This is a genomic window from Hymenobacter segetis, from assembly GCF_038448715.1.
Lineage (GTDB): Bacteria > Bacteroidota > Bacteroidia > Cytophagales > Hymenobacteraceae > Hymenobacter > Hymenobacter segetis.
This window is the reverse complement of record NZ_JBCEVZ010000005.1, coordinates 16,038-31,328: the sequence shown is the minus strand read 5'-3', so window position 1 is coordinate 31,328 and position 15,291 is coordinate 16,038. Positions and strand designations below refer to the sequence as shown.

The window sequence follows — 15,291 nt, the reverse complement described above, 5'->3', positions numbered from 1 at the left end:
ACATAGAACGTCAGGTAGAACGATGCTGCGGCTTCGCTCTGCCTGACGTTCTTTTCATTCAACACTGACCTGATGCGGACTCTGGTTCTGGACATTGGCAATACGGCCGTGAAGGCGGGCTGCTTCGATGGCCCGCTGATGCGAGAAATGCTGGCCGGCCTCACGCCAGCCTCCGTGCGGGAGCTGGTGCAACGCTGGCAGCCGCTGCACGTCATCGTGGCCTCGGTGGCGGAGGCGGCAGTGCTGGCCGTGGAGGAATTGCAGGATTTGGTGCCGGGCCAGGTGCTTGGTTTCAGCCCCGGCACCACGCCCGTGCCCTTGCGCAATGCCTACGCCACGCCCCACACGCTGGGGGCCGACCGGCTGGCGGCTGCCGTGGGTGCGGCCGGGCTGCGGCCGGGCCAGGATACGCTCATCATCGACGCGGGCACGGCGCTGAAATTCGACCTCGTGACGGCCGACGGCACTTACCACGGCGGTAGCATTGCGCCGGGGTTGGCCATGCGGCTGCGGGCGCTGCACACCTTCACGGGGCGGCTGCCGTTGCTGGAATTGCCCGCCGCCGATGCAACGATTCCGCTGGTGGGCGACTCCACTACCGGGAGCCTGCTGAGCGGTGTAGTGAATGGCACGGTGGCCGAAATCAACGGCTTAGTGGCTCAATATCAACAGCGACACCCCGGCATTGGGGTATTGCTGACCGGGGGCGATGCCGCGTTTCTGGCGGCCCGGCTCCCGGCTCGTATCTTTGTAGTTCCCGAGCTGGTGCTGCTTGGTCTTAATCGGATTTTAGTTTATCATGTTGACAAATAAAGAGATGAAGCGTTTGGTGCTGGCAAGCCTGGCGGTAGTGGCAGTTGGCAGCGCACAGGCGCAGGGCCTCGGCAACTCGCCGTACTCGCGCATCGGCCTGGGCGAATACAACGCCAACACTGGCGGCGTGCGCCAGATGGGCATGGGCGGCGTTGGGCTGGCTGCGCCCAACGCTGTCAACGTGAATGAGTTGAACCCGGCTATGCTGTACTACACCGGCCGGACCACGTTTGAGGCCGGCTACAGCGGGCAATACAAAACGGTGAAAAATGCCAGCGCCTCCAGCCGCACCGGCAATGGTACGTTGGGCTATTTTGCCATGTCGGTACCGTTGAGCACGAAGTGGGGCGCGGCCGTGGGCCTGAAACCGCTCAGCGCGGTGGATTACGAATCGAACATCGTGCGGGACGTGATAAACACCCCCACCGGGCAGCCGGCACAGTCGCTCACGCAGCTGAAAGGCACGGGCGGCGTTTCGGAGGCCTATCTGGGTCAGGGGGTTCGCATCACGAAGGCCCTGACGCTGGGCTTCACGGCCTCCTACGTGTTTGGCGTGGTGGATGAAACGTCGGGGACCACCGTGGTGGTGACCAACAGCACCAACAATACGCTGGAAAAAGCGGTGGACCGCCAGCACACCCGCTATTCGGATTTCGCCTTCCGGGCCGGCGCACACTACCGCCAGAAGCTCGGCAAAGACCTCAATATGAACGTGGGCGGCGTCTACAGCTTCGCGCACAACCTCAACGGGCAGCAAACCAATACCCAGGAGCGGGAGGATACCAACGGCACGCTCGTGAGCGCGGCTACGATTGTGAGCGACGGCCGCGGCAGCACGTTTGTGCCCGCACTGGCCCAGGCCGGCATCAGCTTCGACAATGACAAGAACTGGAGCCTGAACCTGGATGTGGCCCAGCAGGAGTGGTCGAAATTCCGGAGCTTCAACTCCACGGGCCCGGTGCTGAGCAATACCATGCGTTTCGGGCTGGGCGGGGAAATTAGTCCTGACCCGGGTTCGGTGGAGCATTACTTCCAGCGGGTATCGTACCGGGCCGGCATCTCGCTGGCACAGCTGCCATACCAGCCGGGCGGCAAAATGCTCTACGACCGGTCGGTGAGCTGGGGCTTCGGCTTCCCGCTGCCCACCGCTACTCCGCTGGAGGCTACTACTATCAGCCTGGCCTTTACCTACGGCGTGCGTGGCAATACGGAATTGGTGGGCGGCACCACGGGCAGCAGCAACGTGCAGGAAAACTACATCCGCGGCCAGTTGGGCATCACGCTCAACAACCGGTGGTTTATCAAGCGTCGCCTGCAATAAGGCGGAGAATATCTAACCAATATCTAAGTGAAAGCATCGTGGCACGCGGCAGGAGTGGGGGCAATGCTGGCCGCACTGGCCTTGGCTAGCTGCGAAAAAAAAGCCGCCACCGGCCCCATGCAGGTCTACACCGGCCCGCTGATGGAAACCACCAACGTACTGACGCTGGTGAGCGACTCGGCCAAGCTGAAGTTTCAACTGACGGCCCCACTGGAGCAGCAGTTCGAGAACGGCGATATCATCTACCCCAAGGGCATGCTGGTCACGTTCTACTCGGCCGATGGCAAAAAGAACGTCATCAATACGCTGAAAGCCAATTACGGCAAATCCGATAAGGGCAAGAACCTCTACATCATGCGCGGCAAGGTACACGTGATGAACGTGCCCGAACAGCAGAACATGGACACCGAGGAGCTGTTCTTTGACAAGACCAAGCAGCTGATTTACACTGATTCGGCCATGTTTGTGAAAGTCACCACGCCTACGGAATACCTGACCGGCTATGGCCTGAAGGCCAACCAGAATTTCTCGCGGTACAAGATTACCCGGCCCACCGGCGTGTTTGCCGCGCCCCAGGCCGTGACAGCGCCCGCGCCCGCCCGCTAACGGCCCATAAACCGCAACTCCCATGAAATTTGATAAAGACTTGCTGCGCACCGTGCTCTTTGCCGTGGGCGTAGTGGCCATGGTTATTGGCATTTACCAGACGTTGCTGTTCAACGACCTGATGCGCAACTACTGGATTTTCATGGTGGCGATGGCCTGCTGGATGCCCTTGCTATACTGGCGGCAGCAGGAGCGGCTGGAAGCAAAAATCGCCGAGCAAAAAGCCAAGCTGGCCCAGCAGGCACGCGCCAAAACCCCGGCCAAATCGACTAAAAAACGCCGCTAGGCTAGTATTCGGCTATAATGCTACTGGAGCGACTAGGGCGTTGCAATCGGTTGGGACAGCTTGAGTGAGGACTTTAAAAACCGTAAAACTTTGATTGCCGGCCAAATTCTGGTTATTTTGCGCCTCTTTTGACCAACACAGACTTCGATTCTTTTGACAAGTAAATGGCTTTAATTAACACGATTCGGGAAAAATCTGGCTGGGCGGTAGGTACCGTGGCCGTCGGGATGCTGCTCTTCATTGTGGGCGGCGACCTGGTGGGCGGCAAAAACCGGCTCTTCAACCGCAACGACCAAACCGTGGGTGAGGTAGCGGGCGAGAAAGTAGAGCTGGCCGATTACAACAACGCTTTGGAGCAAGCCAAGCAGGCTTTCGTGGCCCAGCAGCAGCGCCAGCCCGACGAGCAAGCCCTCGGCTACCTGCGCGACCAGGCCTGGAACCAGACCATTTACCGCATGGCTTTCAAGCCGGAGTGGGACAAGCTGGGCCTGACCGTGAGCGACGACGAGCTGGTGGACATGGTGCAGGGCGACAACATCAGCCCCGGCATCAAGCAGGCCTTTACCGACCAGAAAACGGGTCAGTTCGACAAAGCCCGCCTGGTGGAGTACCTGAAAAACCTCGACAAGCTGCCCCCCGAAAACCAGGCCGCCTGGCACAATTTCGAAGCCAACCTGCCCGCTGAGCGCCTCGCCAACAAGTACAACGCCCTGCTGAAAAACTCGGTGTACGTGACCACGGCCGAAGCCAAGCGCTTCGATGCCGCCCAGAACACCAAGGAAACGCTGAAGTACCTGTTCGTGCCCTACGGCAGCATCTCCGACTCGGCTGTGAAAGTGACCGACGAGCAGCTGCAGGCTTACCTCGACAAGAACAAAGGCAAATACAAAGTAGAAGACGGCCGCTCGGTGGAGTACATCACCGTGCCGGTGGTGGCTTCGAAAGAGGACAGCGCCGCTGTGAAAACTTCGATGGCCGAGCTGACCACGCAGTTTGCCTCGGCCCCGGTCGACTCGCTGTTTGTGATGCAGAACTCGGAGCAGCCTTATAACAAGGCCTTCCGTAGCCCTGCCGATTTGCCCGAGGAGCTCCGCAAGCAGCTGCCATTGACTGCTGGCAAAATCTACGGTCCGTACGCCGAAAACGGCACGTACTCGCTGTTTAAAGTGACCGGTACCGGTGTGGGCAAAGAGCCCGCCGCCCGGGCCAGCCACATCCTCATCAAGGCCGAAGGCACTACGCCCGAAGCCAAAGCCGCCGCGAAAGCAAAGGCTCAGGACATCCTGAACAAAATCAAGGGCGGCGCTGATTTCGCGGCCATGGCCCGCCAGTTCGGCACCGACGGCACCAAGGAGCAGGGCGGCGACCTCGGCTGGTTCGGCAAAGGCCGGATGGTACCGGAGTTTGAGAAAGCCATTTTCGGCGCTACGGCCCCCGGCCTGCTGCCCAACGTGGTAGAAACCTCGTTCGGCTACCACATCATCAAAATCACTGCCGCGCCCACCAAGCAGACCTATCAGGTGGCTGAGGTGAAGAAGACCATCGCCCCGAGCGATGCCACTCGTGAAGCTGCTTACGCCAAGGCCCAGGAGCTGAAAGGCCAGGCCACGGACCTCGCCAGCTTCCGCGCCCTGACTACCAAAGACAAAACCCTGCAAAAGCAGGAAGCCAAAAACCTGGACCGTGGTGCCCGCAGCGTGAACAACCTGCAGAACGCCCGCGAGCTGGTGCGTTGGGCCTTCGGCTTCAACCCGAACGGCACCGAAACCAAGGTGGGCGACGTTTCGGAAGTGTACGAAATGGGTGACCAGTACGTCATTGCCGCCCTCACCGACGAGCGCGCCAAAGGCACCGCTACCGTAGCCAACCTGAAGCCCGAGCTGTCGGCCATGGTGCGCAACGAGGAGAAAGCCAAGCAAATCATCGCCAAGCTGCCCAAAGCCGGCACTCTGGAAGAGATGGCCGCCAAATACGGTCCCACCGCCCAGGTAGGTACCGCCGAGAACGTGATTCTGGGCCAGGGCAGCATTGCCAACATCGGTTTCGAGCCGCTGGCCGTGGGCAAAGCCTACGCGCTGAAACCCGGCCAGAAATCGGCTCCGATTCAGGGCGAGCAGGGTGTGCTGGTGATTGAGCCGGTGAGCGTGACGCCCGGCGCGGCTACCGGCGACGTGAAAGCCGTGCAGAAGCAGCTGGCCCAGCAGCGTGCTCAGGCGCAGGATGGCAAGATTTACGAGGCCGTGAAGGCCCATGCCAACGTGAAAGACAACCGCACGAAGTTTTTCTAGGACGTCAATCCGCGAGTTTGAAAAGGGCCGTACCTTCGGGGGCGGCCCTTTTTCGTTTTCTAAGCGTGGGCTTTGCGGGGCCGGGCCAGTGCGTTAGCGTTGAACGAAGCGCCTGCGGTCCGGCGTTTTGAGGCCGTTAGCTGGTGGCGTTTTGCGGTCGGCTAGTGCTTCCTGAATCGACTTTTGAATCTATGCGTTCGTCTTCCTTCCTCGTTGCTGCTGCTTTACTCCTGAGCCTGCCCGCGCATGCGCAGCCCTCTAAGGGTTGGGCACCCGTGAGCAATACCGCGCTGGCCCAGGACTACGCCCGCCGGGGCGAGCATGAGAAAGTGGTTTTTTTGTTTGAAAAGCTGCCGCTGGAAGAGCAAACCAGCCTGGCGACCTTCCCGGTCTATATCGCGTCGCTGCAGGCGCTGAAGCGCTACAAGGATGCCGAAAAGCTGACTAAAAAAGCCATTAAGCTGCGTCCCGAAGATGCCACGCTGGGCGTGACGTTGGGCGGCGCATATCTGGCGGCTGGAGATAAACCGGCAGCCGAAAAGCAGTGGCAAAAGGTATTGGCCCAGCTCACGCCCACGCAGGTGCAGCCGGTAGCGGCCGAATTCAGCCGCCGCGAGCTGCCCGAATGGGCCGAGCGCACCTACCTGCGCGGCCGCGCCCTGGCCAAAAACGACACCGAGTACGCTCCGCAGCTCATCCAGCTTTACACTCAAAGCCAGGACCAGCCCAAGGTACTGGCCGAAACCCTGCGCCTGATAGCCCAGGACGACAAGCAGCTGCCTTACGTGCGCAACATGCTGCAAAATGCCCTTCACGAAGAAAAAGACTTCGACGCGCTGGAAAAGCAGTTGATTACCGCCATTCAGGAGCACCCCGACCAGGCGGCCTACAGTGAGCTGTTGCTGTGGCTGCAGGTGCAGCGGCACGATTTCGGTGGCGCGCTGATGCAGGCCCGCGCCCTGGACCGCCGCAGCCGCAGCGAAGGTGTGCGGGTGATGGAGCTGGCATCCATTGCGCAGCAGAATAAGGACTACGAAACGGCCATCGAAGGCTTCTCCTATGTGGCCAAGGAGTACCGTAACGGCCCGTATTATAACGGGGCCCGCCAGCGCCTGCTGCAAGCCCGCGAGGCCCAGGTGCGCGAAACCTACCCCGTGGATGTGGCGAAGGTGCGGGCATTGGTGACGGAATATGACCAACTGCTGGCCGAGCTGGGCCGCACGCCCGATACCGCGCCCGTTATCCGCAACCTGGCCAACCTCTACGCTTTCCAGCTGAATGACCGGGCCAGGGCCATGACCTTGCTCCAGGAAGTCATCGACATGCCCCGCGCCAGCGATGAGGTGGTGGACGAGGCCAAGGTCACGCAGGGCGATTTATATATCCTGAAAGGGGAGCCCTGGGAGGCCACGCTGCTGTATTCGCAAGTGGAGAAGTCGCACAAAGACTCGCCGCTGGGCTACGAAGCCAAGCTGCGCAACGCCCGCTTGAGCTATTATGCGGGTGATTTCAAGTTAGCCCAAAGCCACCTTGACATCCTGAAAGAAGCCACCACCCGCGAAATCGCCAACGACGCCATGCAGCTCTCGCTGCTGATTCAGGACAACACCGTGGAGGACACGCTGGGCCTGGGGCTGAAAGCCTACGCCGCCGTGGAGCAACTGGTGTTTCAGAACAAGATTCCGGAGGCCATTAAAGGCCTGGATGCGCTGCTGGAACGCTTCCCTGGCCATTCGCTGGCCGATGACACCTACTACCTGAAAGCGCAGCTCCAGCGCCGCACCGGCGACTTCCCCGGGGCCATTGCCACGCTGGAGCGCATCACGTCCAACCCGAAAACGGACGTGCTGAGCGACGATGCGCTGTTCCTGTTGGCCCGCATTCAGGAGGAAGACGTGAAGGACAAGGGGAAAGCCCAAGAGCTCTACAACCAGGTGATTACCAAGTTCCCCGGCAGCATCTACGTGGCCGAGGCCCGCAAGCGCTTCCGCAAGCTGCGGGGCGATGGGGTGCAGTAGGTCCGCCTACCGGAAAAACACGAACATCAGCGCCAGCACGAGGATAAATACCCCGTACATCAGCACATCGGTCCCGATGTACTGGCGGTATTGGCGGTAGAAATCTCGGAGCTTCTTCATGGTGCGCGGGGCTGGCAAAACGGAGGGCGAAGGTACGGCCATCGGCGCGGGGGAGGGGTTTGGTCGTACTTTTGGACCCATTTTGACGAAGTATCCAATGTCCGTATCCGCTGGTAAGCGCTGGAATTATATCCCCGAACCCGACCCTGCCCAGGTCCATAGCCTCACCCAGGCTCTCTTCATTGCCCCCGAGATAGCCGCCCTGCTGGTGCAGCGCGGCATTGCCACGCCCGAAGCCGCCGCCGCGTTCTTCCACCCCGACCTGCGCCAGCTGCCCAACCCGCTGCTGATGCGCGACATGGACCGCGCCGTGGCCCGCCTGGCCCACGCCCTGCAAGCCGGCGAAAAAGTGCTGGTGCTGGGCGACTACGACGTGGACGGCATCACCTCGGTGGCCACGGTGATAAGCTACCTAACGCCGCTGTTCGGGGCCGAGCGCCTGCGCGACTATATCCCGGACCGCTACACCGAGGGCTACGGCATCTCGCACAAGGCCATTGATACGGCCGCCGATAATGGCTTCGCGCTCATCATCGCGCTCGACTGCGGCATTAAAGCTGTGGAGCAGGTGGCTTACGCCAGCAGCCGGGGCGTCGATTTCATCATCTGCGACCACCATTTGCCCGGTGACGAGCTGCCGGCCGCCGTGGCCGTGCTCGACCCCAAGCGGGCCGATTGCGAGTATCCATACAAAGAGCTTTCGGGCTGCGGCGTGGGCTTCAAGCTGATGCAGGCGCTGGGCGAACATCTTGGCCTGCCCCAGGCTCCGCTTCACGACTTGCTGGATTTGGTGACGGTGAGCATTGCCGCCGACATCGTGCCCATCACCGGCGAAAACCGCATTCTGGCCTCCTACGGCCTTCGGCGCTTCAATGAGGATGCCCACTTGCTGCGCCCCGGCCTGGCCGCGCTGCGCGAGTTGGCCACCCTACGCGAAGGCCCGTTGGGCATCAGCAGCTTGATATTCGGCTTTGCACCGCGCATCAACGCGGCCGGGCGCATGGGCGACGCCCGCCGCGCTGTGGCCATGCTCCTGGCCCCCGACCAGCAGGAAGCCCGCTACACCGCCGAAGTGGTGGACCAGATGAACCAGCAGCGGCGCGGCTCGGACCAGCACACCACCCAGGAGGCGCTGGACATGATTGCCGGCGACCCCATTCTGCAAAACGCCCACGCCACCGTGCTCTACAAGGCCGACTGGCACCAGGGCGTGCTCGGCATCGTGGCCTCGCGCTGCCTCGACCAGTACTACCGCCCTACCGTCATCCTCACGCAGCGCGACGGCAAGGCCACCGGCTCGGCCCGCTCCGTGGCCGGGTTCGATGTGCACACGGCTCTTGAAGCCTGTTCCTCATTGCTTGACCAGTTTGGGGGCCACCGCGCCGCCGCCGGCCTCACGCTGAAGGTGGAAAACGTGCCCGCTTTTCAGCGCCGCTTCGAAGAAGTGGTGGCCGATACGCTCACCACCGAGCACCTGGTGCGGCCCGTGGAAATAGCCGCCGTGCTGCCCCTGAGCCGCATCACCGAAGAGTTTTTCGGCGAATTGCGCCGCATGGAGCCGTTTGGTCCCGGCAACCCCAACCCGGTATTCGCCTCGCAACGGCTGATTGCCGTGCCACATAGCGCCCGCGTGGTGGGGCAGGGACACCTCAAGCTGCGCCTGGCCTCGGCCGATGCCCAAGGGCCAGCCGTGGATGCCATTGGCTTCGGCCTGGCCGATTACCTGCCCGAGATTGAGCAGGGCCGGCCCTTCAGCGCCTGCTACACCGTGGAGCTGAACGAGTACCGGGGCCAGCGCAGCGTGCAGCTGCGTCTGCTGGACGTGCGCTGGGAGTAAGCCGCTAAACTTCTTCCGCTATTCGCCGGCCGGGCGAGGGCGGAAGAAGTAGCTCTTTTGCTGCCTGCCTTTGTAAATTAACGAAACCGGCGAGAAGATATAGCGCAGATAATCGCCGCGCACGAGCAGCCAGCTGCCCACCGGTGCGCTGAACGGCTCAGTGTATTCGAACAGTTCGAGGCGGGTCAGTTGGCGCCCTTCGTAGCGCTCTGTGAGCACCTTGCGGCCTTTGGCATCGCGATACACTATTTTTTCCAGCTCGATACCGTAGCGGTGCTTGATAGTCTGCTGCTTGACCACACCCGAACTGGTTTGAACGCCCACGGCATCGACTACGCCTTTTGGCACCCCGGTGTAGCTCCGTACTTTGCGGTGCAGCCCACCAAAAGAGCCCTGCGTGGCTTTAAAAGAAGAGATGCGGGCTTCAAGCTGAGCCCGCGTGCGCGCCACGCGGTGCAGGAGCGAGTCATTGGCCGCTGCAAAGGAATTCAGGGTGAGCACGGCTGGCTGAGCAACCGGCGTAGAAGCTGACGGAGCAGTTGAGAGGTTCTGTGCGTGGGCTTGCGAGCAGGTGCTCAGTGCCAAGGCCATTAGGCCCAGGAAATTGCTTTTTGCGTTTGTTAACATGGAGCAAATGGTAGAAAATGCGGCCGCAAGATAGGGTGCGCTACCGCTGGTGCATCACTCGCCACACCCACCACATCAAGGGCAATTGCAGGGGCAGCCGGCCCCAGGCCACCCAGCCGGGAATATGCAGCTGCTCATGAATCAGGGCCATGTACACGTTGGCCGGAAACACGGCTACCAGCAGCGCCAGTAGGCCCCAGCCGGCCAGCCGTCGCGTGCGCTTCGGCAGCAGCCCCAGGCCGCCCAGCATTTCAAAAATGCCGCTCACGTACACCAGTGCCAGCGGGGCCGGTAGCTGGGGCGGCATAATGGCCATATAGGTTGCCGGATGCACAAAATGCCAGATGCCGGCCAGCACAAATAGCAAAGCCAGCACGTAGCGGCTGAGGAGGCGAATAGTCATATCTGGGTAAAAGTCGGGCAAAAACTCCGGGTCGCTCCAAGAGGTTGTTTGGGGCGAAAGGCCAGAATCTTTTGTTGGCTAACGGCTGTTAGGCACACTGGGCGCATACCGTTCACCTTGCCCGTCGTGCCCCAGGGCCGTACTTTTGTGCCATTAAATCAATTATTCCCACCCCGCCCATGCAAACCGCCACCTCATCCAATATTTACCAGCTCAGCGAAGAGCAGCTGGCCGTGCGCGACGCTGCCCGCGACTTCGCCCAAAGCGAGCTGTGGGCCGGCGTAATCGAGCGCGACGAGCACCAGAAATTTCCCGCCGAGCAAATCAAGAAGATGGCCGAGCTCGGCTTTATGGGCATGATGGTGAGCCCCGAGTACGGCGGCTCCGGCCTCGACACCGTGAGCTACGTGCTGGCGATGGAGGAAATCAGCAAAGTCGATGCTTCGTGCTCGGTTATCATGAGCGTGAACAACTCGCTGGTGTGCTGGGGCCTGGAGAAGTACGGCACCGAAGAGCAGAAGCAGAAATACCTGCCCCGCCTGTGTTCCGGCGAAATCATCGGTGCCTTCGCCCTGAGCGAGCCCGAAGCCGGCTCCGACGCCACCAGCCAGCGCACCACCGCCGAGGACATGGGCGACCATTACCTCCTCAACGGCACCAAAAACTGGATTACCAACGGCACCACCGCCTCGGTTTACCTCGTCATCGCCCAAACCCACCCCGAGCTGAAGTCGCGTGGCATCAACGTGCTCATCGTGGACAAGGACATGCCCGGCTTCATCCAGGGCCCGAAAGAGAACAAGCTCGGCATTCGCGGCTCCGATACCTGCTCGCTGATGTTCACCGACGTGAAGGTGCCCAAGGAAAACCGCATCGGCGACGACGGCTTCGGCTTCAAGTTCGCCATGCAGGTGCTGGCCGGCGGCCGCATCGGCATCGCGTCGCAGGCCCTGGGCATTGCCTCGGGCTCGCTGGAGCTCAGCCTGAAATACGCTAAGGAGCGCAAGGCTTTCGGCGTGCCGATTGCCCAGCACCAGGCCATCCAGTTCAAGCTGGCCGACATGGCGACCAATGTGGACGCCGCCCGCCTGCTCTGCCTGCAAGCCGCCGCCGACAAAGACAACGGCGCCGACTACGGCAAGTCGGGTGCCATGGCGAAGCTGTTCGCTTCCAAAGTTGCCATGGACTCGGCAGTAGAAGCGGTGCAGATTCATGGTGGCTACGGCTTTGTGAAAGAATATCACGTCGAGCGCTTCATGCGCGACGCCAAGATTACCCAGATTTACGAGGGCACTTCGGAAATTCAGAAAATTGTGATTTCGCGGGATATCCTCAAGTAAACGGGGAATTGCCTAAAATTCAGATTCATTGCACAAAACCCAGCCACTATTTGGCTGGGTTTTTAGTTTTTGTGAATTTCAAGCTGTTATATTGCATTGCGGTAGCCACCCAGTTACCTCGTCCGCACCCCTCAACGGCCTTCCGGGCCACCTGAATTATGGAAGATTACAATAAAGTCATCGAGTCGTTGGGCGTTCGATACATCAAGGCCAAAAACCTGGTGCTGCATCAGCCCTTTACTGTGCGCAACTCCTACGATGTCGGCAATAATCTGATTCTTCTCCACAAAGGCCACCTCACGTTTGGCGAAGAGGCTATGGTGGTGGAAGAAGGCGAAATGCTCTTCATCCCCGGCGGCCGGCCCACCCGCGTGAGCTACGGCGAAGACACGAAAAACCGCGTCATCACCAACGATGACCTCATTTCGAACAAGGACAAGTTCTTCCATTCCAACGACAACCTCGACCTCATCGGCGACGCCGAAGAGAGCCACAGCTTCGTAAGCTTCGAAGCCAAGGTGTTCGATTCGGTGAACTTCTTCGCCTCGCTCGATGTGCCGGCCTTCCTCATTTCGGGCCAGCCCAAGCTCGCCAATCTGGTGATTAAGGTGGTGGAAGAGAGCATGCAGGACCTGCCCGGCCGCGAGCGTCTCATCAACATCTACACCGAGAATATCGTGGTGGAAGTGGTGCGCTACGTGCTGCGCAACAACATGTTTGTGGAGCAGCTGGCCACCAACAGCACCTACTTCAAAGACCCCCGCCTGATTGACCTGTTCAACTACATCAAGGAGAACCTGGGCGGCGACCTGTCGAACAAAGTCCTCTCGGGCGTAGCCAACGTGAGCGAGGACTACGTGGGCCAGTATTTCAAGATGCTGACCAACATCAACCCGCAGGACTACATCGAATACCAGCGCATGGAGCGCGCCGTGTTCCTGCTGCGCACCACCAAGAAAAGCATCCGCGACATCGGCAAGGAAGTGGGCTACAAAGACACCGCCTATTTCTGCCGCCGCTTCAAGATGATGTTCGGCATCCCGGCCGGTAAGATGCGCCGCCGCGAGTCGGCCATGAACATCTAAATAGTTTGTTCGCCCTAAAGGCGATAGCAAAGAAAAAGCCCCGCTTCGAGGAGAAGCGGGGCTTTTTCTTTAGCAGATTACGAGGTTATTCGATGCTACGGAAACCGTCGTCTTTCGAGTGGGAGCGGTGCTCGGAAGCTTGTGCGCCGTGGTCGGTGAATGCCGAGGCGCTGGGGCTGCTTTCACTGCGGCCGCTGCCCGAATGGATGCCGGTATTGCTGGATGACTTGGAGGCGCTGGCATCGCTGCTGTAGCTGCCGCTACTGCCGAAACGGCTACCGCTGTTGGCGTAGGGCGCGCCGCTATCGGTGCGGCCGGTGGTGCCGGCGGCCGGACGGCGGCTGGTGCTCGCGTCGGGGGCTTGGTAGCCATAGCTGCGGCGGCCGTAGCTGCCGGCATCGCGCTGGCGGCCATAGTTATACGCGCTGCTGTCGCTGCTGCCCGACTTGCCCTTGCGGGTGGCTAGCCAGGCAATGCCGCCGGCCAGGATGGCGCCGCCTACCACTTTCTGGGTCGTGCTGAGGCCGTTGACGCGGTCGAGGGCGCGGTTGCCAAGGTCTTTGAGCGACTGGGGCAGCTGGTTCACGCTGTCGAGCACGCCCGAGTCTTCAATCCATTTTTTGCCGCTGTTCAGGGCCGTGTCGAGCAGGGTGCCTTCCTGGGAGTTGGTTTGCTGGCCTTCGCCCTGGCGGTTGTCGCCAGCGTTGGCCGTGGTTTGATTCTGAGCGTCGGAAGCAGGGGAGGAGCTTTGGGCGCTGGGCGTGGGGGCCGATTTGCGCGAAGCGGCGGAAGCGCCGCTGGAAGTGCTGGGATTGGTGCCCGGCGTGGTGGGGTTCTGGCCGGTGCGGCCGGTATTAGCTGGGTTCGGGGTCCCGAACTGGTCTTGCTGGTTATCCATGAGTATGAGCGGGAATTGGAAGTGGAAATAAAAGAAGAGAGTCCTGCGCCGGAGCGCCAAAGGCGTTGGGTTTATTCGTAATCAACTGCCGGTTAGTTGCAATTCGCCAGTTTTATTTTGGCTAATGCTAGTCTTATCAAGTCGTTTCGGGGCTGGGCTGGGAGTGACGCGGCAGGGGGCGCAGCACATGGTTGGGGTCGGCCAGCACCACGCGGCGGGCTTCCTCACGGGCTTCCACTTCATACTTGTTGTGGTAGTAACCCACGCGGGCCGACTCCAGGAGGTATTTCCAGAGGAAGGGGAACAGGCCGTGCTCCTGGTACTGGCGCAGGTGCACGGCCTCGTGGGCTACCCACTCGGCATCGGCCAAGAATTCCTCGCGGGAGGCCCCGCTCAGGTGCACCGTTTGGCCCACCACCATGGCCACGCGCTGGGCCTTGAGCACGCGGCGAGCGATGAGGGCGAGGGGCGAGTTAGTCCAGGTCCGGAGCTTTTTCATAAGGGGAAGATATAGGAATATTTTGGTCGCGCAGATACGAAGCAAAGACGAGCTTGGTTGCAAGCTGTTCAGTTAATATTTATTGATAAAATTATCTTTTGAAAAGTGTTTTTGCTTTTTTTTGAGAAAAAGTGCCGGACTTACCAAAAGTTTAACCTAGCTTTACCCTGCGACCTATTCTACGAACAATAGAAATTATCGGGTACGACTTCTTTTCACCACCTCTTCACTCGGCTACACTCAGCCTTGCCTATCGCCTAAGAAAGCTACTACTCCGGCTCTTCCGCCCTCACTTTGGAACCCGGTTTTTTGCCCCCAACCCTAACGACGGACAATGAAACACAGCCTCCTGTATTGCCTCGCCGCTACCTCGCTGGCCCTCTCCTTCTTCTTTGAACGCGCCCCCGAAGCTTCGGCTACGGCCCGTGCCATCTCGGCACCGGTCGTGGCCGAAGCTTCGCTGCTTCCGGCCCTGACGATAGGAGAGACTACCCCCGAAAGCGACCCCAGCAACCCACCGGCCACCAAGCCCACTGCCGCCGAGCTGGCCGCCTCCCGCGACTCGCTCACTTACCACTACTACGCCCAGACCCTGGGCCTGCACTTGGCCTTCGATGAGAACAAGGACCTGCTGCGTACGGTAACGGACTGGATTGGAACGCCTTACAGCTTCGGTAGCAACTCGCGCCGTGGTACCGACTGCTCGGGTTTCGTGACGCGCGTGTTCCGCGAGGTGTACGGCATCAACCTGGTTCATTCTTCGCGGGCCATGTTCAGCAACACCCAGCGCGTGGCCAAGGCCGAGATGCAGACCGGTGACCTGGTGTTTTTCCGCCGGGGCAAAGGGCCGATTTACCACGTTGGTATCTATTTGAAAGACGGCAAGTTTGCCCACTCGGCCTGCAACGGCGGCGTGATGGTGAGCTCGCTGAACCAGCCCTACTACCACCGCAATTTCTACGCCGCCGGCCGCGTACGCGCCGCTGCTGCGGCCGATGAGGCAATCACCGAAGCTGCCACCGAATCAGCAATTGCCTCGGTTCAATAGCCTTCGGATTTAGACCAGAAGTTCAAGCAAAACGCCCGGCCTTGCAGCCGGGCGTTTTTTTTGTGCCCTTCGCCGGGGTATTGGCTCCATTGGCTGATAATT

At 60.5% G+C, this 15,291-nt stretch carries 14 protein-coding genes; 10 read left to right on the top strand and 4 right to left on the bottom strand.

Going from position 1 to position 15,291, the window contains the following annotated elements:
• Positions 1–72 precede the first annotated feature (72 nt).
• From AAFH49_RS03500 to recJ, 7 genes are all read left to right on the top strand, one after another.
• A complete protein-coding gene (locus tag AAFH49_RS03500; protein ID WP_342296036.1) occupies positions 73–813 on the top strand; it encodes a type III pantothenate kinase in 741 nt (246 codons plus the stop codon).
• Complete coding sequence (bamG, locus tag AAFH49_RS03495) at positions 800–2,134, top strand: BamG family beta-barrel-assembly machinery protein (protein ID WP_342296035.1); 1,335 nt, start codon at positions 800–802, stop codon at positions 2,132–2,134. The genes AAFH49_RS03500 and bamG overlap by 14 nt, the downstream gene beginning before the upstream one ends.
• 27 nt (positions 2,135–2,161) lie before the next feature.
• Positions 2,162–2,740, top strand: coding sequence for an LPS export ABC transporter periplasmic protein LptC (gene lptC / locus AAFH49_RS03490; protein ID WP_342296034.1), 579 nt, complete (start codon positions 2,162–2,164; stop codon positions 2,738–2,740).
• 22 nt (positions 2,741–2,762) lie between these two features.
• Positions 2,763–3,026 (top strand): hypothetical protein, encoded by a 264-nt coding sequence (locus tag AAFH49_RS03485; protein ID WP_342296033.1) that lies wholly within the window; start codon positions 2,763–2,765, stop codon positions 3,024–3,026.
• A gap of 164 nt (positions 3,027–3,190) precedes the next feature.
• Entirely contained in the window at positions 3,191–5,314 is a 2,124-nt protein-coding gene (locus AAFH49_RS03480; RefSeq protein WP_342296032.1) for a peptidylprolyl isomerase, read from the top strand.
• A 191-nt stretch (positions 5,315–5,505) separates the two neighbouring features.
• Positions 5,506–7,332, top strand: a complete 1,827-nt coding sequence (locus tag AAFH49_RS03475) for a tetratricopeptide repeat protein (protein WP_342296030.1) — start codon at positions 5,506–5,508, stop codon at positions 7,330–7,332.
• 217 nt (positions 7,333–7,549) lie between these two features.
• Positions 7,550–9,289, top strand: coding sequence for a single-stranded-DNA-specific exonuclease RecJ (recJ, locus tag AAFH49_RS03470; RefSeq protein WP_342296029.1), 1,740 nt, complete (start codon positions 7,550–7,552; stop codon positions 9,287–9,289).
• 18 nt (positions 9,290–9,307) lie between these two features.
• Here recJ and AAFH49_RS03465 read toward each other — a convergent pair whose 3' ends face one another.
• The gene (locus AAFH49_RS03465) at positions 9,308–9,916 is read right to left on the bottom strand and encodes a hypothetical protein (RefSeq protein ID WP_342296028.1); all 609 of its coding nucleotides are present in this window, start codon (positions 9,914–9,916) and stop codon (positions 9,308–9,310) included.
• 40 nt (positions 9,917–9,956) lie between these two features.
• Positions 9,957–10,319, bottom strand: a complete 363-nt coding sequence (locus AAFH49_RS03460; protein WP_342296026.1) for a DoxX family protein — start codon at positions 10,317–10,319, stop codon at positions 9,957–9,959.
• A gap of 179 nt (positions 10,320–10,498) precedes the next feature.
• Here AAFH49_RS03460 and AAFH49_RS03455 point away from each other — a divergent pair, with 179 nt between their 5' ends.
• Positions 10,499–11,659 carry an acyl-CoA dehydrogenase gene (locus tag AAFH49_RS03455; RefSeq protein ID WP_342296025.1) on the top strand — a complete coding sequence of 387 codons (1,161 nt, stop codon included), beginning with the start codon at positions 10,499–10,501 and terminating at the stop codon, positions 11,657–11,659.
• Positions 11,660–11,817: 158 nt separating this feature from the next.
• Positions 11,818–12,744 (top strand): helix-turn-helix domain-containing protein, encoded by a 927-nt coding sequence (locus tag AAFH49_RS03450; RefSeq protein WP_342296024.1) that lies wholly within the window; start codon positions 11,818–11,820, stop codon positions 12,742–12,744.
• 85 nt (positions 12,745–12,829) lie between these two features.
• On the opposite strand, the gene AAFH49_RS03445 is transcribed toward AAFH49_RS03450, so the two are convergent.
• Positions 12,830–13,642, bottom strand: coding sequence for a hypothetical protein (locus AAFH49_RS03445; RefSeq protein ID WP_342296023.1), 813 nt, complete (start codon positions 13,640–13,642; stop codon positions 12,830–12,832).
• A gap of 136 nt (positions 13,643–13,778) precedes the next feature.
• A complete protein-coding gene (locus tag AAFH49_RS03440) occupies positions 13,779–14,141 on the bottom strand; it encodes a hypothetical protein (protein ID WP_342296022.1) in 363 nt (120 codons plus the stop codon).
• Between the two features lie 334 nt (positions 14,142–14,475).
• Here AAFH49_RS03440 and AAFH49_RS03435 point away from each other — a divergent pair, with 334 nt between their 5' ends.
• Entirely contained in the window at positions 14,476–15,189 is a 714-nt protein-coding gene (locus AAFH49_RS03435) for a C40 family peptidase (RefSeq protein ID WP_342296021.1), read from the top strand.
• The last annotated feature ends 102 nt before the right edge of the window (positions 15,190–15,291 follow it).